Origin of the sequence: Shigella sp. FC1661, from assembly GCF_001712525.1 — a bacterium.
Classification (GTDB): domain Bacteria; phylum Pseudomonadota; class Gammaproteobacteria; order Enterobacterales; family Enterobacteriaceae; genus Escherichia; species Escherichia coli.
This window is the reverse complement of sequence record NZ_MDGW01000055.1, coordinates 1-19,605: the sequence shown is the minus strand read 5'-3', so window position 1 is coordinate 19,605 and position 19,605 is coordinate 1. Positions and strand designations below refer to the sequence as shown.

Here is a 19,605-nt window from a genome sequence, read left to right as displayed (position 1 = left end):
TTCGGCCTCAGCCTGAGATAGCATTGCCGGATAAGGCGTTTACGCCGCATCCGGCAAACCATACTCACATCAACAACGAAAATTACTCTTCATTCTCCGCCAGTTCGCGCAGATACTGGAAAATCTGGCGTGCGGATTTCGGCGGCTTATTCCCTTCTTTCTCTTTCTTCGCGTTGCGGATCAGAGTACGCAGTTGCTGACGATCGGCATCGGGCCACAGATTTAATACCTCAGCGATGGCGTCATCACCTTGATCGATCAGACGATCGCGCAGGTTTTCCAGTTTATGGAACAGCACCACCTGCTGGTTGTGACGGTTTTTCAGCTTATCCAGCGCCTGACGGATCGGTTCTACATCGCGCTGGCGCAGCATCTTACCGATGAGCTGCAACTGGCGGCGGCGACCTTCCATCTTAATACGCTGGGCGAGCTCAATAGCCGCGCGCAGATCCGCATCTAACGGGATCTTATCCAGCGCGTTTTTCCCCAGATCAACAATTTCCGCGCCAAGGCGTTTTAGCTCCTCGGCATCACGTTTAATTTCACTTTTACTGACCCAGATAATTTCATCGTCTTCGTCTTCGATGTCATCACCGGGAACGTCGTCGAGCCAGTCTTCGGGCTGCTTAGTCATCTCAGGCTCCTTAAAAAAAGAGGCTAATGTTACCAGTTAAGATGCGCACTGAAAAACGGTTCTCTGTTAGACTTCAGAGAAACTCTCTACATTATGGCACTTGCAATGAAAGTAATCTCTCAAGTTGAAGCGCAGCGCAAGATTCTGGAAGAAGCAGTTTCCACTGCGCTGGAGTTGGCCTCAGGCAAATCGGACGGTGCGGAAGTTGCCGTCAGCAAGACCACCGGCATTAGCGTAAGCACGCGTTATGGTGAAGTGGAGAATGTTGAATTCAATAGCGATGGCGCGCTGGGGATCACTGTTTATCACCAGAACCGCAAAGGTAGCGCATCATCCACCGATTTAAGCCCGCAGGCCATTGCCCGTACTGTACAGGCGGCGCTGGATATTGCCCGTTATACCTCGCCAGATCCCTGTGCCGGCGTGGCAGACAAAGAGCTGCTGGCCTTTGACGCACCAGATCTCGACTTGTTCCACCCTGCGGAAGTTTCCCCGGATGAAGCCATTGAACTGGCGGCCCGCGCAGAACAGGCGGCATTGCAGGCGGACAAACGCATCACCAATACCGAAGGTGGCAGCTTTAACAGCCACTACGGTGTTAAAGTTTTTGGCAACAGCCACGGCATGTTGCAGGGTTACTGCTCAACGCGTCATTCGCTCTCCAGCTGTGTAATTGCCGAAGAAAATGGCGATATGGAGCGTGATTACGCCTACACCATTGGTCGTGCGATGAGCGATCTGCAAACGCCAGAGTGGGTTGGGGCCGACTGTGCTCGCCGTACTTTATCGCGCCTGTCACCGCGTAAACTCTCCACCATGAAAGCGCCGGTCATTTTTGCCAATGAAGTGGCAACCGGGCTTTTTGGCCATCTGGTGGGGGCGATAGCGGGTGGATCGGTTTACCGTAAATCTACCTTCCTGCTGGATTCGCTGGGTAAACAAATTCTGCCGGACTGGCTGACCATTGAAGAGCATCCGCATCTGCTGAAAGGGCTGCGTCGACGCCATTCGACAGCGAAGGTGTGCGCACCGAGCGTCGCGATATTATTAAAGATGGCATCCTGACTCAGTGGCTGCTGACCAGCTATTCGGCGCGAAAACTGGGGCTGAAAAGCACCGGACATGCGGGCGGTATTCACAACTGGCGGATTGCCGGACAAGGTCTAAGCTTCGAGCAGATGCTCAAAGAGATGGGCACCGGGCTGGTGGTGACGGAATTGATGGGCCAGGGCGTGAGTGCAATTACCGGTGATTATTCCCGTGGTGCGGCGGGCTTCTGGGTAGAAAACGGCGAAATTCAGTATCCGGTTAGCGAAATCACCATCGCAGGTAATTTAAAAGATATGTGGCGCAATATTGTCACCGTCGGTAACGATATTGAAACACGCAGTAATATACAGTGTGGTTCTGTGCTGTTGCCGGAGATGAAAATCGCCGGACAGTAAAAAAACTGGCGCGACCTGTCGCGCTATAAACTAAAAAATTACACAAAATCATTCGCACTGCATCGATACGGAAAGTGAATGAGGGCCGGGGAGCGTACTCGCAGTACGTGACCCGGTCGAATGAGCGTAGTCGTCGATGAGGCAGTGTGAATGATGAAGTGTAAATAAAAAAGGATGTGAGCAATGCGAAAAAGCCTGTTAGCTATTCTTGCAGTCTCCTCGTTGGTATTCAGTTCGGCGTCGTTTGCCGCTGATCTTGAAGACAATATGGAAACCCTCAACGACAATTTAAAAGTGGTCGAAAAAGCCGATAACGCGGCGCAAGTCAAAGACGCGTTAACGAAGATGCGCGCCGCAGCGCTGGATGCGCAAAAAGCAACGCCGCCGAAGCTCGAAGGCAAATCACCGGACAGCCCGGAGATGAAAGACTTCCGTCACGGTTTCGATATTCTGGTCGGTCAGATTGACGACGCGCTGAAGCTGGCAAATGAAGGTAAAGTAAAAGAAGCGCAGGCTGCCGCAGAGCAACTGAAAACGACCCGCAACGCCTATCACCAGAAGTATCGTTAATTCCTCATTTCCCTGTTGCCTGCACTCAGGTAACAGGGAACTTATCATCGCAAATGATGCACCACCTGATTGCTGCTGCCGCGCCAGATCAGGGAAGGGTCTTTTAAATCCTGCACAAATTTGCCGTCGACCAGCACGTTAATCAAATCAACAACCTGCATTTGCGCTGCGTTGAGTTCGTCGAGTTTATAGCCTGTCCACACCCAGATGTCTTTACCCGGACACTCGGCGCGGATGCGTTGTACCAGTTTCAGAATATCCGGCACGTTTTGCGGATGCAGCGGATCGCCGCCGGAGAGGGAAATACCCTGGCGTTTGATACGAGTGTCATTCAGATCGTTAATGATCTGGTCTTCCATTGCTTTAGTAAATGGCTGACCGGAATTTACCCGCCATGTGCTTTTGTTATAGCAACCGGGGCATTCATGAACACACCCGGAGACAAACAGGGTGCAACGAGTGCCGGGGCCGTTGACGATGTCGACAGGATAGTACTGATGATAATTCATTATTTCGCCTGGCTTATCAGTCCGCGTGTAGACTGCATCCGGTAATCAATGCCTGATGCGACGCTGTCGCGTCTTATCAGGCCTACAGCCGTTGCCAAATGTAGGCCGGATAAGGCGTTTACGCCGCATCCGGCAATCAACGCGGGATGCGACGCTTTCACATCACATCCGGCATTTGCTTAGTGCAGATCAACCTATCTGCCCATTTCCCAAATGTTTAACGCGGCGCTTAACTTCTTCCTGCTTGCCGGCGTTAAACGGACGTGCATCCGGGCTACCTAAATATCCGCACACGCGGCGAGTTACCGACACACGGGAGGCGTCATGGTTACCACATTTCGGGCAGGTGAAGCCTTTGCTGGTGCACTCGAACTCACCGGTAAAGCCACACTCGTAGCACTCATCAATCGGTGTATTGGTGCCGTAATACGGTACATGCTGATAGCTGTAATCCCAGACATCTTCCAGCGCCTTCAGGTTGTGCTGAATGTTTGGATACTCGCCGTAGCAAATGAAACCACCGTTCGCCAGCGGCGGGTAAGGCGCTTCAAAGTCGATCTTGTCGTACGGGTTCACCTTCTTCTCCACATCGAGGTGGAAACTGTTGGTGTAGTAACCTTTATCGGTCACGCCCGGCACCACGCCAAACTCAGCAGTATCGAGACGGCAGAAGCGGTCGCACAGGTTTTCACTCGGCGTGCTGTAGAGACTGAAACCATAACCCGTTTCTTCCTTCCACTGATCCACTGCCTGACGCAGACGTTCAACAATGGCGATACCTTTCGCGCGAAGCTGCTCGTTGTCGTAAACATGCTCGCCGCCGAACAGCGCGTTAATGGTTTCGTGGATGCCGATGTAACCCAGCGAAAGAGACGCACGACCGTTTTTGAAGATTTCAGAAACATCATCGTCAGCATTGAGACGCACGCCACAAGCACCTTCCATATAGAGGATCGGGGCCACGCGCGCTTTCACGCCTTCGAGACGAGCGATACGGGTCATCAGCGCCTTACGTGCCAGCACCAGACGTTCATCCAGCAGCTTCCAGAAGGTGGCTTCATCGCCTTTTGCTTCCAGAGCAATACGCGGCAGGTTCAGGCTGATCACGCCGAGGTTGTTACGACCATCGTGGATCTGCTCGCCGTTTTCATTTTCCCACACGCCGAGGAAGCTGCGGCAGCCCATCGGAGTTTTAAACGAACCGGTGACTTTCACTACCTGATCGTAGTTCAGGATATCCGGATACATGCGCTTGCTTGCGCACTCCAGCGCCAGCTGTTTGATGTCGTAGTTCGGATCGCCTTTTTTATGGTTCAGGCCATCGCGAATCACAAACACCAGTTTCGGGAACACCGCAGTTTTACGGTTTTTACCGAGGCCTGCGATACGGTTACGCAGGATAGATTCCTGAATCAGGCGCGACTCCCAGCTGGTGCCCAGACCAAAACCAAAGGTTACAAACGGCGTCTGACCGTTGGCGGTGTGCAGGGTGTTTACTTCGTACTCCAGCGACTGGAAGGCATCGTAGCACTCTTTAATGGTACGAGAGTTAGCGTAGCCTTCGGCGTCCGGGATGTTCCACTCTTCTGCGGTCTTGCGATGTTTGTTGTAGCTGGCGGTGACAAACGGTGCCAGCACTTCATCGATACGGTTAATGGTGGTGCCGCCATAAATATGGCTGGCGACCTGAGCAATAATCTGCGCAGTTACAGCGGTTGCCGTAGAGATCGACTTCGGCGGTTCAATCTCGGCGTTCCCCATCTTAAAGCCCTGGGTCAGCATGCCTTTCAGGTCGATCAACATGCAGTTGAACATCGGGAAGAACGGCGAGTAATCGAGATCGTGATAGTGAATATCGCCACGCTCATGTGCCTGCACCACGTCACGCGGCAGCAGGTGCTGACGTGCATAGTGTTTAGCCACGATCCCGGCCAGCAGGTCGCGCTGGGTTGGAATCACCTTGCTGTCTTTGTTGGCGTTTTCGTTGAGTAACGAGGCGTTGGTCTGCTCGACCAGACCACGGATCTCCTGATTCAGGCGACCGCGTTTTTCACGTTCAATGTCGCGATCGTGACGGTACTCGATGTAAGCACGAGCCAGTTGTTTGTATGGACCTGACATCAGCTGGTTTTCAACAGCGGTCTGGATCTCATTGATATCCACCTGGTTGCGGCCCTGCATCTGCTCGCTGACAACTGCAGCAACAGTGGCGCAATAATCGGCATCATCGACTTCCGCTGCTTTAGCTGCACGCAGAATCGCTTCTTTGATGCGCTCTGATTTAAACGGCACTTTGCAGCCGTCTCGTTTCATCACATGCGGTGTCATGATCGCTCCATATTTTTAAGAACAGGTTATCCACAGAAATTGGGAAAGGCGTTTTCCGGTTTTTTCGTTTCGTTTTCCGGTGCTTTCCGCAATCGCCATCCGCTTTTCCACAACGCCGCACCTTTTTCGTGGGGAGCTGTAGTAGCAATTATAGTCGATCAATACAACATATTGGGTTGGGACGAATTTTAAAGTCTATATATAGTGCTTTGCATCAAGGATGTTTGAACTTTTTTTGATGTAGCTCAAAGTAAAAAGCAGAGCGTACGGATGACGGGCGCTACAGCGTTATGTAAATTTTTTAATGAATTTGCTGGTTGAAAAATAAACAAAAACAACATGCTGACAGACAAAACCCCGGAATGACCGGCATTACCGGGGCTTAGGGAAGATTTACTTCTGTAACCACCAGACAGCCTCAAAAGGCCGTAAATTCATGGCACAGGGTTGTGGTGAGGCTTCTTCGTAGTTATGCATCACAAGCTGCCAGTTGCCGCGCATTTGCCCTGGCTGCCAGGGTTGGATCTCACGGCTAAGGTTGGCAATGACCAGCAAGGTTTGCCCCTTCCATTCACGGCGATAGCACCACAATACAGGGCTGTTTGGCAGCAGATCCTGGTAATTGCCCCATGTCAGGATGGCTTCCTGCTTACGCAGTGCGATTAACTTTTGGTAGGTGTAAAACACCGAGGAATCATCGGCCAGCGCGGCTTCTACGTTGATTTGTTGATAGTTATCACCTAGGCCAATCCACGGTTCGCCAGCCGTAAATCCGGCATTATCGCCGTTGCTCCATTGCATGGGCGTGCGGCTGTTGTCACGGGATTTACTGGCAAGGATTGCCAATAACTCGTCGGCATCACGACCATCGTTGCGCAGCTCGGCAAACATATTGAGGCTCTCTACGTCGCGATAGTCAGTAATGCGCGTGAAATGCGGGTTGGTCATGCCAATCTCTTCGCCCTGGTAGATATACGGCGTTCCCTGCATGCCATGCAGCACCATCGCCAGCATTTTTGCCGCAGGCACGCGGTATTCACCTTCATCACCAAAGCGAGAAACAATGCGCGGCTGATCGTGGTTACACCAGAACAAGGCATTCCATGCTACGTTGTGCATTCCTTGTTGCCAGTGGCGGAACAATGTTTTCAACGCCACAAAGTCAGGTTTAGCCAGCGTCCATTTTTCACCACCGGGATAATCGACCTTCAGGTGATGAAAATTAAAGGTCATCGACAATTCACTGCCTGTCAGTGCCGCGTATCGCTGGCAATGCTCAAGGCTGGTGGAGGACATTTCACCTACGGTCATTAACCCGCGTGGCGTAAACACATCGCGGTTCATCTCGTGCAAAAACTCGTGTGCTCGTGGCCCGTCGGTGTAGAAGCGACGCCCGTCGCCATCCAGGTCATCAGGGAAACGCGGGTCTTTGGAGATCAGATTCACCACATCCAGGCGCAACCCGTCGACCCCACGATCGGCCCAGAACTCACAGACTTTTTTCAGCACTGCGCGTACCGCTGGATTCTCCCAGTTGAGATCCGCCTGTTCTGGTGCAAAGAGATGCAAATAGTACTGTTCGCTTTCCGCATGCCAGCGCCACGCACTACCGCCAAATTTTGAACGCCAGTTGTTCGGTGGCGTTTCTGGTTCTCCATCGCGCCAGATATAAAACTGGCGGTAAGGGCTTTCTTTGTTCAGCGCCTCGCGAAACCAGGCATGTTGGGTAGAGGTATGGTTAAACACCATATCGAGAATGATACGAATCCCGCGCGATTTTGCCTGCGTCACCAGTTCGTCAAAATCGTCCAGCGTGCCGTAGGTGGGATCAATCGCCGTATAGTTCGCTACGTCGTAACCGTTATCGACCTGGGGAGAGACATAAAAGGGGGTTAGCCAGATGGCATCAACGCCCAGTTTATGCAGATAGTCCAGGCGTTGGATAACGCCACGTAAATCGCCGGTACCGCTACCCGTGGTGTCCTGAAAACTCTTTGGATAAATCTGGTAGATAACGCCGTTTTGCCACCAGTGGGGAGGATTAGTCATTACGTTATTCCTGCAAATGCGAGGGGGCGCAATTGCGCCCCGAAGAAAATTAAACAATGTCCAGCGTGCCCAGGCGGTATTTCCGCTGATAGATAAACGAGGTGAGTACAATCGGGATGATGATGGCGATAGCCATTGCCAGCGCAAACACCTGCCAGTAGTTCGGTTGAATCGAGAGAATTCCCGGCAGGCCGCCTACGCCGATGCCATTCGCCATAACGCCGTTCAGGCGCATAGCAATCCTGCCAGACCAGAACCAATCATCGCGCACAGCATCGGGAAGCGATATTTCAGGTTGATGCCGTACATTGCAGGCTCAGTGACCCCAAGCCAGGCGGAGATCGCCGCAGGCACGGAGATCTCGCGTTCATTGTGCTTGCGGCTGGAAATGATAATGCCGATCACGGCGGAGCCCTGAGCGATATTCGACAGCGCAATCAGTGGCCACACTGGCGTACCACCCATGCTTTGAATCATCTGCAAATCAATAGCAAGCGTGGTCTGGTGTACCCCGGTGATCACCAGCGGGGCGTACAGGAAGCCAAACAATGCCGCGCCAATCGGAGCAAAGCTGCCGGTCATCAGGTGATGTACCGCAAAGGCAACGCCATCGCCAATCATGCGACCAAACGGACCAATCAGCGCATGGGCGAGGAACACCGCGAGGATCAGCGAACAGACGGGCACCACCACCAGATAGAGGTAATCTGGCACGATGCGTTTAAGGCGAGTTTCAATAACGCCCAGCGCCAGCCCGGCTAACAGTGCCGGGATCACCTGCGCCTGATAGCCCACTTTGGCGATGCTGAACATGCCAAAGTCCCACACTTCCGGCAGCTGCTGCCCGAGCAGATAAGCGTTCATCAGTTGGGGGGAAACCAGTGTCACGCCAAGCACGATACCAAGGATCGGTGTGCCGCCCATTTTTTTCACCGCTGACCAGCAAATCCCGACCGGCAGGTAGAAGAAGATCGCTTCACCGATCAACCACAGAAAATCGTAGATCGTTTGCAGGGAAGGGTACATTTGCGCCAGCGTTTGACCGTTGCTCATGGGCAAATCGCCGATCACATTGCGAAAACCGAGGATCAAACCGCCGCTAATCAACGCGGGCAGCAACGGGAAGAAGGTCTCTGCGAAATGAGAGATCAACTGCTCATGCCATTTCATATTCTGCCGGGCGGCTTTTTTTACCTGCTCTTTATCAACCTGCGCCTGTCCGGTTGACGCTATCAGTGCTTGATAGTAGTCACCCACGTTGGTGCCAATCACCACCTGAAATTGCCCGGCATTGGTGAAACAGCCTTTCACCATGGGGAGTTGCTCAATTTCTTTCGGTCTGGCATTGGCCGGTTGGTTGAGGACAAAGCGTAGGCGAGTAATACAGTGGCTCACCGTCGCAATATTGCCGCGCCCGCCGACCAGTTCAATCAACCGATCGATATCCGTTTGGTTTATTTTGCTCATCATAAAGCCCCATGGCAGATGACATTTTTGGTTGGCTGCAGAATATATTGCGCGGAAAAATTTAAAAAAGGGAACGTTCCCGAAACACAGCGAAGATCACAATTTATCGTTCAGGAAACGATCTGGACAGGGTGGCGGGGATGATGATTTGTTGCGGTTCGCTGCGCCCGGTTACCTGTGCGATCAACTGGCAGGCCGCCTGGCGTCCAGCTTCGGCGTAACCGGGATCTACGGTGACGATCTCCGGATGGAGGAATTTTATTAACGGCGTATTACCGACGCTCGCCAGTTGCAAGGTGTCGATGCGTTGCTCTTGCAGGTATTTACTTGCGCCAAGTGCCAGCGTGTCGGTTGCGCACAGTAAGGCGGTAGTTTCAGGCGTAATCACTTTTGCTACGTTCTCATAGCCTTGCTTCATAGCAAGGCCTGGCAGAGCGGCAACGGGATGCAGTTTATGCGCTTTGCAGAACGCCAGGTAGGCTTCGTGACGTCGCTTACCGGTCGTCACGTCACTGTGCGGCACGCCGAGATAACTGATATTACGATGCCCCTGGTCATACAGCCGTTGCATCAGGATCTTGATTGCCCCTTCGTCGTCATAACAGACCGAAGCAAAGCCTTTTGCGTCACGCGCCAGCAGAACCAGCGATGACTGCCAGTGGGCTAACATTTCTTCTGTTATGCCGGTAAAACCGAACAGCACTACGCCGTCGATATTACGCCGTTTCAGCACCCCCAAATGTTCGGCAACTAATTGCGGGGAAAACTGACTTTCCATCATGATTGGGTCGTAACCTTGTTCATAGAACTCTGGCAGCATGGTTTGAACGGCGAGATTTTCTGACAACGAATCCAGGCGGGTAACAATGATGGCGACCACTTTATCGCTTTGCCCACGCATAGCGCGCGCAGAGCGGGAAGGGGAAAATCCATGCTGATTCATCACTGCTTCAACACGCTCGCGGGTGCGCTGGCTCACGCCGCTTTCGTTATTCAGCACCCGGGAAACTGTAGATTTCCCCACGCCGCTTAAGCGCGCGATGTCTTTGATGGTCAGCCGATTTTGCATCCTGTTGTCCTGTAACGTGTTGTTTAATTATTTGAGCCTAACTTTACCCGTGCATTCAGCAATGGGTAAAGTCTGGTTTATCGTTGGTTTAGTTGCCAGCAGGTATTATATCGCCATAGATGCTACGAATATTATTGTATTCTCCTTATTATTTGCGGCGCTTTTTTCACTTACCGGAGGTTATATGGAACCTGATCCCACGCCTCTCCCTCGACAGAGATTAAAACTTTTCCGGTAAGCCCGTCTTTTCACGGCGTTACCGGATGCGTAAGGCCGTGACGTTTTAACGTCCCTGCTCAGCTTTATTACCTTCAGGTAAGGCTTCGCCACGCCTGAAGACATTTCTGTACTGTTTCAGACAGTGCGGAGGGACTCCTTATGTTTAAAGAAATTTTTACCCGGCTCATTCGCCATTTACCTTCCCGTCTGGTTCATCGTGATCCATTGCCTGGCGCGCAGCAGACAGTGAATACGGTGGTCCCGCCGTCCTTAAGTGCGCATTGCCTGAAAATGGCGGTGATGCCCGAAGAAGAATTGTGGAAAACGTTCGACACCCATCCGGAAGGGTTAAATCAGGCGGAAGTGGAATCTGCCCGCGAACAACATGGTGAAAATAAATTACCCGCACAACAACTGTCGCCGTGGTGGGTACATTTATGGGTCTGCTATCGCAACCCCTTTAATATTTTACTCACCATTCTCGGCGCTATTTCTTACGCCACGGAAGATTTATTTGCTGCGGGCGTTATCGCGCTAATGGTCGCTATTTCTACGTTGCTGAACTTTATTCAGGAAGCACGTTCCACTAAAGCGGCAGATGCCCTGAAAGCGATGGTCAGCAATACCGCGACGGTGCTGCGCGTAATTAACGACAAAGGCGAAAATGGCTGGCTGGAGATCCCGATCGACCAGCTGGTGCCCGGCGATATTATAAAACTGGCGGCGGGGGATATGATCCCGGCAGATTTACGTATCTTGCAAGCGCGGGATCTGTTCGTCGCTCAGGCGTCGTTAACCGGTGAGTCTCTGCCCGTGGAAAAAGCCGCTACCACTCGCCAGCCGGAGCACAGCAATCCGCTGGAGTGCGACACGCTGTGTTTTATGGGCACCACCGTGGTGAGCGGCACGGCACAAGCAATGGTGATTGCTACAGGTGCCAATACCTGGTTTGGTCAACTGGCGGGGCGTGTTAGTGAGCAGGAAAGCGAGCCGAATGCCTTTCAGCAAGGGATCAGCCGCGTCAGTATGCTGCTGATTCGCTTTATGCTGGTGATGGCACCGGTGGTGCTGTTAATCAATGGCTACACCAAAGGCGACTGGTGGGAAGCGGCGCTGTTTGCGCTTTCGGTCGCGGTAGGCCTAACGCCGGAAATGTTGCCGATGATTGTTACCTCGACGCTGGCGCGCGGCGCAGTAAAGCTGTCGAAACAGAAAGTGATCGTCAAACATCTGGATGCTATTCAGAACTTTGGCGCAATGGATATTCTGTGCACTGATAAAACCGGCACCCTGACGCAGGATAAAATTGTGCTGGAGAATCATACCGATATCTCCGGTAAAACCAGCGAACGCGTGCTGCATAGCGCGTGGTTGAACAGTCATTATCAGACCGGACTTAAAAACCTGCTCGATACAGCGGTGCTCGAAGGTACGGATGAAGAGTCAGCGCGCTCGCTGGCCAGTCGTTGGCAAAAAATCGATGAGATTCCGTTTGATTTCGAGCGTCGCCGGATGTCGGTGGTAGTGGCAGAAAATACCGAGCACCATCAGCTGGTTTGCAAAGGTGCATTGCAGGAAATCCTCAATGTGTGTTCGCAGGTGCGTCACAATGGCGAGATTGTGCCGCTCGATGACATCATGCTGCGTAAGATTAAGCGGGTTACTGATACGCTGAATCGTCAGGGGCTGCGCGTGGTTGCGGTGGCGACGAAATACCTGCCAGCGCGTGAAGGAGATTACCAGCGGGCGGATGAATCCGACCTGATCCTCGAAGGATATATTGCTTTTCTTGATCCGCCAAAAGAGACAACCGCTCCGGCACTGAAGGCATTAAAAGCGAGTGGAATTACCGTAAAAATCCTTACTGGCGACAGTGAGTTAGTTGCAGCGAAAGTGTGCCATGAAGTGGGGCTGGACGCGGGAGAGGTGGTCATTGGTAGTGATATTGAAACGCTATCTGACGACGAACTGGCAAATCTTGCACAGCGCACCACGCTGTTTGCCCGCCTGACGCCGATGCATAAAGAACGCATTGTGACCTTACTGAAGCGCGAAGGGCATGTGGTTGGCTTTATGGGCGATGGTATTAATGATGCGCCCGCCTTACGCGCGGCGGATATCGGCATTTCTGTGGACGGCGCGGTAGATATTGCCCGTGAAGCGGCTGATATCATCCTGCTGGAAAAAAGCCTGATGGTGCTGGAAGAGGGGGTTATTGAGGGACGTCGCACTTTCGCCAACATGCTGAAATACATCAAAATGACGGCGAGTTCTAACTTTGGTAATGTGTTCAGCGTGCTGGTGGCGAGTGCTTTCTTGCCCTTCCTGCCGATGTTGCCGTTACACTTGCTTATTCAGAACCTGCTGTACGATGTGTCACAGGTGGCGATCCCGTTTGATAACGTCGACGACGAGCAAATTCAAAAGCCGCAGCGTTGGAATCCGGCGGATCTGGGGCGCTTTATGATCTTCTTCGGACCGATCAGCTCGATCTTCGATATTCTGACGTTTTGCCTGATGTGGTGGGTATTCCATGCCAACACGCCGGAAACGCAAACGCTGTTCCAGTCGGGATGGTTTGTGGTGGGCTTACTGTCGCAAACGCTGATTGTGCATATGATCCGCACCCGCCGTGTGCCGTTTATTCAGAGCTGTGCATCGTGGCCGTTAATGATCATGACCGTGATCGTGATGATTGTCGGGATCGCATTGCCGTTTTCACCGCTGGCCAGTTATCTGCAATTACAGGCGTTGCCGTTAAGCTATTTCCCGTGGCTGGTTGCGATTCTGGCAGGGTATATGACGTTAACCCAGTTGGTGAAAGGATTTTATAGCCGTCGTTACGGCTGGCAGTAAAGAATAAACTGGGCATGGTGGCCCGGATTCAGATTGCAGACAAAGTGAGTTTTGTTCATGCCGGATGCGGCGTAAACGCCTAATCCGGCCTACAAATTCAATCAATTGCAGGAATCACGTAGGCCTGATAAGCGTAGCGCATCAGGCGATTTTGCGTTTGTCATCAGACTTAATCCGGGCATGATAGCCCGGATTTCCATCAAGATTAGCGACGAATAGCGATCGCTTCGATCTCAATCTTTACGTCTTTCGGCAGACGGGCAACTTCAACGCAAGAACGTGCCGGGAAGGTGGCGTTGTGTTCGGTGAAGAAGGCTTCGTAAGTGGCGTTTACGGTTGCGAAGTCGTTCAGATCTTTTACAAACACGGTAGTTTTAACGATGTCGCCCACTTTCAGACCAGCGGCTTCGACGATCGCTTTTACGTTATCCAACGACTGACGTGCCTGTGCAGCGACGTCTGCCGGTACTTCGCCCGTTTTCGGATTTACCGGGATCTGACCGGAGGTGATGATCATATTTCCCAGATCAACGCCCTGTACGTAAGGACCGATAGCTGCTGGTGCATTTTCCGTCGCGATAGTTTTGCTCATGATTTCTCCTTTATTACAGCGGTAAAAAGTCTGGCTCATTATAGGGAGCCAGACTTTTATTACCAACCGCAATTAATTGGCCAGCACCACATTATGGGAAAACTCTTTTTCACAGTATTTGCATTTGAGCGCGATGTCATTGGCGCGTTTTCGCACGGCAAAGCTGGATGAAACCGGTTCGGCATGGCTGATACAGTTGCTGTTCGGGCAGACCAACACATTGTCGATGCGCTCTGGCAGACTGGGGCGCGATTTACCCACCACTTCATAGTTGTCGATACGGTTAACCGTGGCTTGCGGCGCATACAATGCCAGTTGATCTACCTGATCTTCACTCAAAAAGGTATTTTCGATTTTGATCAGATCTTTGCGGCCCATCTCGCCAGAAGGCAGGTTCAGACCAATGGTGATGCGCTGATCCGTTTCGGTCAGCTTGAACAGACTCAACAGCTTAAAACCGATCTGGGCGGGGATATGGTCAATTACCGTGCCGCGTTTAATAGCTTCAACCTGCAATTTATTATCGTGTGTCATCTCTATTTCCCCTTACAGTACCAGATCGCGATTCAGAACCAGTGCCAGTAACGCCTGGCGAGCGAAAATCCCGTTGCCTGCCTGCTGGAAGTACCAGGCGTGTGGCGTTTTATCAACATCCGTCGCAATTTCATCAACACGCGGCAGCGGATGCAGTACTTTCATATTGGCTTTGGCGTTGTGGAGATCGCTGGCGCGAAGAACAAACTGCGCTTTCACGTTGGCGTATTCGGATGGGTCCAGGCGCTCTTTTTGCACGCGGGTCATATACAGGATGTCTACTTCCGCCATCACTTCTTCAATAGAGCTGTGCAGACTCCATGCGATCCCTTTTTCATCGAGCATATCCAGAATGTATTGCGGCATTGCCAGCGCGTCCGGCGCGATGAAGTAAAAACGGTTGCCGTCGAACTTCGCTAACGCCTGAGTCAGGGAGTGAACGGTGCGGCCATATTTCAGGTCACCAACCATTGCGACGTGGAGATTGTCCAGACGCCCCTGGGTTTCCTGAATAGTGAATAAGTCCAGCAAGGTTTGCGTCGGATGTTGGTTGGAGCCATCACCGGCATTCAGTACCGGTACATTGCCGGAAAACTCGGTGGCCAGGCGCGCCGCACCTTCCTGCGGATGACGCATCACTATCGCATCGACGTAAGTGCTGATAACCGAAATGGTATCGGCCAGCGTTTCGCCCTTTTTACCCAGTGATGTATTGGCGCTGTCGGAGAAGCCCACCACGCTGGCACCCAGGCGGTGCATGGAAGTTTCGAAAGAGAGGCGGGTACGGGTAGAGGCTTCGAAGAAGCAGCTGGCAATGACTTTGTGCTTCAACAGCTCTGGTTGCGGGTTTGCTTTCAGTTTTGCCGCTGTTGCCAGCACCAGATTAAGGTCATCGCGACTAAGGTCGTTTATGGAAATGATATGTTTCTGATATAGCGGATTAGCCATCTTTTATCTCCTGACGCCTGGGCAAAAAAAAGCCCCTCGATTGAGGGGCTGGGAATGGGTGATCAACGGGAAGAAAAACGGCAGGCCAGCGTCTTTTTTCAGACGCGGTAAGACAAAATGTCGAACACACTGAACCATACATCCTCCCGGCAAATTGTCCGGCATTATACTCATCGTCAGAAGCGGTGCAAGCAATTGATGCAATATTTTGTCAGCGCAAACGGTTTATTTGAATTTAAAGTTAAAATATATGCATTTTTATTTACTGTGATTCTGGGGGGAACTGTCGCTCGGTATCAATAATTGCAGACATTTCCTGCTTTTTTCTTTTTCACTTTCACGCAATCAGATATGCATTTTATTCCATTCATCCGACTTATAGGGCGGAGTGTGAAAACGAACGGCTAGCACTATTGCTTAGAGCTCAGGGATGCGCGCTATCACTTTAATTTCAAAATCAAAGCCTGCCAGCCATGTAACGCCCACCGCCGTCCAGGTTGGATAAGGTGGCGCGCTAAATATTTCATTTTTCACCGTCATGATGTCTTCAAATTGTTTTTCTGGATCGGTATGAAAGCTCGTAACATCAATGATATCGTCAAAAGTGCATCCCGCAGCTGCCAGGGTCGCATGCAAATTATCAAAGGCCAGTCTGACTTGTTGCTGAAAATCGGGTTCTGGTGTTCCGTCCTCTCGACTTCCTACTTGCCCGGAAACAAACAGCAAATCGCCGGAACGAATAGCCGCAGAATAACGATGCTCAGCATACAGTGAATGTCGTCCAGCAGGGAAAACAGCGGTTCTTTCTACCATTTGGTTATCCTCAAGATTTACGACATGAACAGAAGATTTATATTTACCAGGAGCCGCTTTTAGCGGACGACGTGAGTAAACAAAACCCAGACATCATGGGAAATGGCTGGGCTTAATTGAGCGTAGTCGGTTATGCGCCAAACGCGCCATCAATGGTATGCATCGCGTCGGTAACAAAACTGGCTTCTGGCCCTGCTAACCATGCGACCATACCAGCGACCTCTTCCGGTTGCCCATGTCTTTTGATGGCCATAAAACTATGCGACATATCGCGCATTGGCCCGTTGGCGGGATTAGCGTCGGTATCAATTGGCCCTGGCTGGACGACGTTGATGGTGATCCCACGCGGTCCGAAATCACGGGCCAGCCCGCGCGCCATGCCTTGCAGGGCAGATTTACTGGCGGCATAAGCAGCCATGCCTGCAACAGGCATACGATCGCCATTCACGGAGCCGATGATTAAGATGCGTCCGCCTTCGGGCATCTGCCGGACGGCTTCAACAGAGGCATGGTAAGGAGCATGAATATTGATTTTGAAAAGGCGATCAATATCGTCGGCATTTAATTCCAGGGCATCGCCAAAGACGCCAATACCTGCATTTACCACCAGGATATCCAATGCGCCGCTCTTACGAACGACATCAATAACAGCGTCTTTGTCAGCACTATCTGTGAATACTGCTGTCGCTCCAGTCTCTTGTGCCAGGCGTTCAGCGGCATCTTTCGACCCCGCATAGGTGAATCGTACATTGGCCCCATCGGTGACGAAACGACGTACGATAGCGGCACCGATTCCACGGCTACCACCGAGGATGAGAACTGTCTTACCTGTAAAAGCGCCCATAAGGACTCCTTGATTTATTATGTAACATGCATTACAAAACTGTTTTAACTTTCTGTCAACAGGTTTTGTAATGGTCACTAAAAAACAATCTCGCGTTCCAGGTCGTCCCAGACGTTTCGCTCCTGAGCAGGCAGTCTCTGCGGCAAAAGTGCTTTTTCACCAAAAAGGTTTCGATGCTGTCAGTGTTGCTGAAGTTACTGATTATCTTGGTATTAACCCCCCGAGCCTCTACGCGGCTTTTGGCAATAAGGCTGGGTTATTTAGCCGTGTACTCAATGAATATGTCGGTACGGAAGCTATTCCGCTTGCCGATATTCTTCGTGATGATCGTCCGGTAGGGGAGTGCCTGGCTGAGGTATTAAAAGAAGCGGCGCGCAGATATAGCCAAAACGGCGGCTGCGCTGGCTGTATGGTTCTTGAAGGCATTCATAGTCATGATCCACAAGCGCGTGATATTGCCGTTCAATATTATCACGCCGCAGAAACGACCATTTATGACTATATCGCCAGGCGGCATCCACAAAGCGCACAATGTGTGACTGATTTTATGAGTACCGTGATGTCAGGGCTTTCTGCGAAGGCACGGGAGGGGCACTCCATCGAACAACTCTGTGCAACAGCTGCACTGGCGGGGGAAGCGATAAAAACTATTCTCAAGGAGTGATGCGGGCCTTGACCCGAAAGGCGGGAACGCGCCTGCCGATAAGTTGTGATAAGACAATAATTCACGCGTTAAGGCTAGCGGAATTGATCATCTTTTCGTATAACGATGGAAATGAAACGTTGTTTTAATTAAGGAGTGGAAAAGATGATCATCGGAAATATTCATAATCTTCAGCCGTGGCTACCCCAGGAGTTACGCCAGGCGATTGAGCATATCAAAGCACACGTTACGGCAGAAACGCCAAAGGGCAAGCACGATATCGAAGGCAATCGTCTGTTTTATCTTATCTCGGAAGATATGACCGAGCCGCACGAAGCTCGCCGTGCGGAGTACCATGCCCGCTATCTCGACATTCAGATTGTGTTAAAAGGTCAGGAAGGCATGACCTTCAGTACGCAACCTGCAGGCACCCCGGATACCGACTGGTTAGCTGATAAAGACATCGCATTTTTGCCGGAAGGCGTTGATGAGAAAACAGTTATCCTTAATGAAGGTGATTTTGTTGTGTTTTATCCGGGGGAAGTGCATAAACCGCTGTGCGCAGTGGGCGCGCCAGCCCGGGTTCGCAAAGCAGTAGTGAAGATGCTGATGGCGTGATGACTTTTCGCCGTAAATAACTCCAGGTTTACGGCGAGTTTGTGAAAAGAGCGTTTTTTGATATTTTTTTGTGAGTAAAATTTGTAATGCTTAGACGTTCTTATTAACTCAAGGAGTTCGTCATGAGCAAAATATCAGATTTGAATTATTCTCAACACATTACATTAGCCGACAATTTTAAACAAAAAAGTGAAGTTTTAAATACCTGGCGTGTTGGAATGAATAATTTTGCCCGTAATGCCGAGGGGCAGGATAACACAAGAAATATCCTTGATCCTAAGACATTTTTGGAATTTTTGGTAAAAATATTTACTCTAGGTTATGTGGATTTTAGCAAACGCTCCAACGAAGCGGGAAGAAATATGATGGCTCATATTGAGTCCTCATCTTATATCAAAAATAATGATGGCAGTGAGATAATAAAGTTTGTTATGAATAATCCTGAAGGGGAACGAGCGGATTTATCTAAGGTGGAAATAGAAATCACACTTTCCACTTTCACTACTATGGGGACTCGTCAAGGACATACGGCTATTATATTTCAACAACCTGATGGTTCGACTAATCGTTATGAAGGAAAGTCCTTTGAAAGAAAAGATGAGAGTTCATTACACCTGATTACTAACAAGATTCTGGCATGTTACCAACGCGAAGCTAACAAGGAAATAGCTCGTCTATTAAATATTTCGCAGGAGTTTAATAATTCTCAGGACTTGAATAACTCGCAGGTGAGTTGTAAAGATTCAGTTGATTCTACGATTACGGATTTATTAGAAAAACCATTGAATAATGCATTATTAGCAATAAGGAAAGAACATCTGCTATTAATGCCTTATGTATGTAATGAATCGATTTCATACTTGCTTGGTGAAAAAGGGATACTGAAAGAAATAGATGACCTTAACGCAGTAAATAATTATCTTCTTAATAATAAGAAAGCTACTGACAATGAAATTAATGACATCAAAGTTAACCTGTCTCATATTCTTATTGATTCCTTAGATGATGCAAAAGTTAACCTTACACCGGTCATCGATTCTGGAGACTTTTTTAAAATTCCCATATATTAATGATGTAAGAATACTGGATTGGTGTTTTAATAAAAGAATGCAATATTTTGGTGATTCTGAAAAGATAAAGTATGCATGCTCCGTGATAAATCATATTGATTTTAGCCGCGATCAATCTAAAGATTTTAGCTGCGATCAATCTAAAATTAAAATAGCTGAGACCTTATTTTTCAATCTCGATAAAGAACCCTATAAAAATAGCCGGTAATGACTCCAACTTACTGATAGTGTTTTATGTTCAGATAATGCCCGATGACCTTGTCATGCAGCTCCACCGATTTTGAGAACGACAGTGACTTCCGTCCCAGCCTTGCCAGATGTTGTCTCAGATTCAGATTATGTCGCTCAATGCGCTGAGTGTAACGCTTGCTGATAACGTGCAGCTTTCCCTTCAGGC

At 50.4% G+C, this 19,605-nt stretch carries 17 protein-coding genes and 3 pseudogenes; 7 read left to right on the top strand and 13 right to left on the bottom strand.

Translation table 11 applies throughout. The annotated features are described in order from the left end of the window. Positions 1-82: 82 nt before the first annotated feature. Positions 83-634 carry a ribosome biogenesis factor YjgA gene (gene yjgA / locus BFF42_RS04320; RefSeq protein ID WP_000166269.1) on the bottom strand — a complete coding sequence of 184 codons (552 nt, stop codon included), beginning with the start codon at positions 632-634 and terminating at the stop codon, positions 83-85. Between the two features lie 93 nt (positions 635-727). Here yjgA and pmbA point away from each other — a divergent pair. Further along, positions 728-2,079, top strand: a pseudogene (gene pmbA / locus BFF42_RS04315) (metalloprotease PmbA). A 183-nt stretch (positions 2,080-2,262) separates the two neighbouring features. Next, positions 2,263-2,649: a cytochrome b562 gene (gene cybC, locus BFF42_RS04310; RefSeq protein WP_001232246.1), complete on the top strand. Its 387-nt coding sequence runs from the start codon at positions 2,263-2,265 to the stop codon at positions 2,647-2,649. Positions 2,650-2,693: 44 nt separating this feature from the next. Here cybC and nrdG read toward each other — a convergent pair whose 3' ends face one another. The 5 genes and pseudogenes from nrdG to treR form a co-directional block, all read right to left on the bottom strand. Next, positions 2,694-3,158, bottom strand: coding sequence for an anaerobic ribonucleoside-triphosphate reductase-activating protein (gene nrdG / locus BFF42_RS04305; protein ID WP_001106233.1), 465 nt, complete (start codon positions 3,156-3,158; stop codon positions 2,694-2,696). Between the two features lie 189 nt (positions 3,159-3,347). Then, complete coding sequence (nrdD, locus tag BFF42_RS04300; RefSeq protein WP_000187788.1) at positions 3,348-5,486, bottom strand: anaerobic ribonucleoside-triphosphate reductase; 2,139 nt, start codon at positions 5,484-5,486, stop codon at positions 3,348-3,350. 393 nt (positions 5,487-5,879) lie between these two features. After that, complete coding sequence (gene treC / locus BFF42_RS04295; protein ID WP_004988397.1) at positions 5,880-7,535, bottom strand: alpha,alpha-phosphotrehalase; 1,656 nt, start codon at positions 7,533-7,535, stop codon at positions 5,880-5,882. A gap of 49 nt (positions 7,536-7,584) precedes the next feature. Next, positions 7,585-9,005 (bottom strand): annotated as a pseudogene (treB, locus tag BFF42_RS04290) (PTS trehalose transporter subunit IIBC). 100 nt (positions 9,006-9,105) lie between these two features. Continuing rightward, complete coding sequence (treR, locus tag BFF42_RS04285; protein WP_001181344.1) at positions 9,106-10,071, bottom strand: trehalose operon repressor TreR; 966 nt, start codon at positions 10,069-10,071, stop codon at positions 9,106-9,108. A gap of 184 nt (positions 10,072-10,255) precedes the next feature. Between treR and mgtL the strand changes: the two genes are divergently transcribed. Then, entirely contained in the window at positions 10,256-10,309 is a 54-nt protein-coding gene (mgtL, locus tag BFF42_RS04280; RefSeq protein ID WP_106421371.1) for a mgtA regulatory leader peptide MgtL, read from the top strand. Between the two features lie 140 nt (positions 10,310-10,449). After that, positions 10,450-13,146, top strand: coding sequence for a magnesium-translocating P-type ATPase (gene mgtA, locus BFF42_RS04275; protein WP_000471882.1), 2,697 nt, complete (start codon positions 10,450-10,452; stop codon positions 13,144-13,146). A gap of 205 nt (positions 13,147-13,351) precedes the next feature. Here the strand turns inward: mgtA and ridA are convergent, their stop codons facing one another. From ridA to bdcA, 6 genes are all read right to left on the bottom strand, one after another. Then, a complete protein-coding gene (gene ridA, locus BFF42_RS04270) occupies positions 13,352-13,738 on the bottom strand; it encodes a 2-iminobutanoate/2-iminopropanoate deaminase (RefSeq protein ID WP_004988646.1) in 387 nt (128 codons plus the stop codon). A 72-nt stretch (positions 13,739-13,810) separates the two neighbouring features. After that, positions 13,811-14,272 (bottom strand): aspartate carbamoyltransferase regulatory subunit, encoded by a 462-nt coding sequence (gene pyrI / locus BFF42_RS04265; protein ID WP_000148581.1) that lies wholly within the window; start codon positions 14,270-14,272, stop codon positions 13,811-13,813. 12 nt (positions 14,273-14,284) lie between these two features. Continuing rightward, positions 14,285-15,220, bottom strand: coding sequence for an aspartate carbamoyltransferase (gene pyrB / locus BFF42_RS04260; RefSeq protein WP_000013046.1), 936 nt, complete (start codon positions 15,218-15,220; stop codon positions 14,285-14,287). A 3-nt stretch (positions 15,221-15,223) separates the two neighbouring features. Continuing rightward, positions 15,224-15,358 (bottom strand): pyr operon leader peptide, encoded by a 135-nt coding sequence (gene pyrL / locus BFF42_RS04255; RefSeq protein WP_001296693.1) that lies wholly within the window; start codon positions 15,356-15,358, stop codon positions 15,224-15,226. Between the two features lie 279 nt (positions 15,359-15,637). Continuing rightward, on the bottom strand, positions 15,638-16,033 hold the full coding sequence (locus tag BFF42_RS04250) for a RidA family protein (protein ID WP_000230277.1): 396 nt from the start codon (positions 16,031-16,033) through the stop codon (positions 15,638-15,640). A gap of 130 nt (positions 16,034-16,163) precedes the next feature. Continuing rightward, the gene (bdcA, locus tag BFF42_RS04245) at positions 16,164-16,877 is read right to left on the bottom strand and encodes an SDR family oxidoreductase (protein ID WP_039059792.1); all 714 of its coding nucleotides are present in this window, start codon (positions 16,875-16,877) and stop codon (positions 16,164-16,166) included. 70 nt (positions 16,878-16,947) lie between these two features. Here bdcA and BFF42_RS04240 point away from each other — a divergent pair, with 70 nt between their 5' ends. From BFF42_RS04240 to BFF42_RS04230, 3 genes and pseudogenes are all read left to right on the top strand, one after another. Next, positions 16,948-17,541, top strand: a complete 594-nt coding sequence (locus BFF42_RS04240; RefSeq protein WP_001319729.1) for a TetR/AcrR family transcriptional regulator — start codon at positions 16,948-16,950, stop codon at positions 17,539-17,541. Between the two features lie 144 nt (positions 17,542-17,685). Then, a complete protein-coding gene (gene tabA / locus BFF42_RS04235) occupies positions 17,686-18,138 on the top strand; it encodes a toxin-antitoxin biofilm protein TabA (RefSeq protein ID WP_000583467.1) in 453 nt (150 codons plus the stop codon). Between the two features lie 122 nt (positions 18,139-18,260). Beyond that, a pseudogene (locus tag BFF42_RS04230) lies at positions 18,261-19,413 on the top strand (DNA-binding protein); the annotation flags it as partial. A 13-nt stretch (positions 19,414-19,426) separates the two neighbouring features. Here the strand turns inward: BFF42_RS04230 and BFF42_RS04225 are convergent. Continuing rightward, positions 19,427-19,605 (bottom strand): IS1 family transposase (locus tag BFF42_RS04225; RefSeq protein ID WP_000663719.1); only part of this gene is annotated, 179 nt, incomplete at its 5' end.

Coding starts and splice junctions, on each gene's coding strand:
- yjgA (WP_000166269.1), bottom strand. CDS start 634: ATGACTAAGCAGCCCGAAGACTGGCTCGACGACGTTCCCGGTGATGAC.
- cybC (WP_001232246.1), top strand. CDS start 2,263: ATGCGAAAAAGCCTGTTAGCTATTCTTGCAGTCTCCTCGTTGGTATTC.
- nrdG (WP_001106233.1), bottom strand. CDS start 3,158: ATGAATTATCATCAGTACTATCCTGTCGACATCGTCAACGGCCCCGGC.
- nrdD (WP_000187788.1), bottom strand. CDS start 5,486: ATGACACCGCATGTGATGAAACGAGACGGCTGCAAAGTGCCGTTTAAA.
- treC (WP_004988397.1), bottom strand. CDS start 7,535: ATGACTAATCCTCCCCACTGGTGGCAAAACGGCGTTATCTACCAGATT.
- treR (WP_001181344.1), bottom strand. CDS start 10,071: ATGCAAAATCGGCTGACCATCAAAGACATCGCGCGCTTAAGCGGCGTG.
- mgtA (WP_000471882.1), top strand. CDS start 10,450: ATGTTTAAAGAAATTTTTACCCGGCTCATTCGCCATTTACCTTCCCGT.
- ridA (WP_004988646.1), bottom strand. CDS start 13,738: ATGAGCAAAACTATCGCGACGGAAAATGCACCAGCAGCTATCGGTCCT.
- pyrI (WP_000148581.1), bottom strand. CDS start 14,272: ATGACACACGATAATAAATTGCAGGTTGAAGCTATTAAACGCGGCACG.
- pyrB (WP_000013046.1), bottom strand. CDS start 15,220: ATGGCTAATCCGCTATATCAGAAACATATCATTTCCATAAACGACCTT.
- pyrL (WP_001296693.1), bottom strand. CDS start 15,358: ATGGTTCAGTGTGTTCGACATTTTGTCTTACCGCGTCTGAAAAAAGAC.
- BFF42_RS04250 (WP_000230277.1), bottom strand. CDS start 16,033: ATGGTAGAAAGAACCGCTGTTTTCCCTGCTGGACGACATTCACTGTAT.
- bdcA (WP_039059792.1), bottom strand. CDS start 16,877: ATGGGCGCTTTTACAGGTAAGACAGTTCTCATCCTCGGTGGTAGCCGT.
- BFF42_RS04240 (WP_001319729.1), top strand. CDS start 16,948: ATGGTCACTAAAAAACAATCTCGCGTTCCAGGTCGTCCCAGACGTTTC.
- tabA (WP_000583467.1), top strand. CDS start 17,686: ATGATCATCGGAAATATTCATAATCTTCAGCCGTGGCTACCCCAGGAG.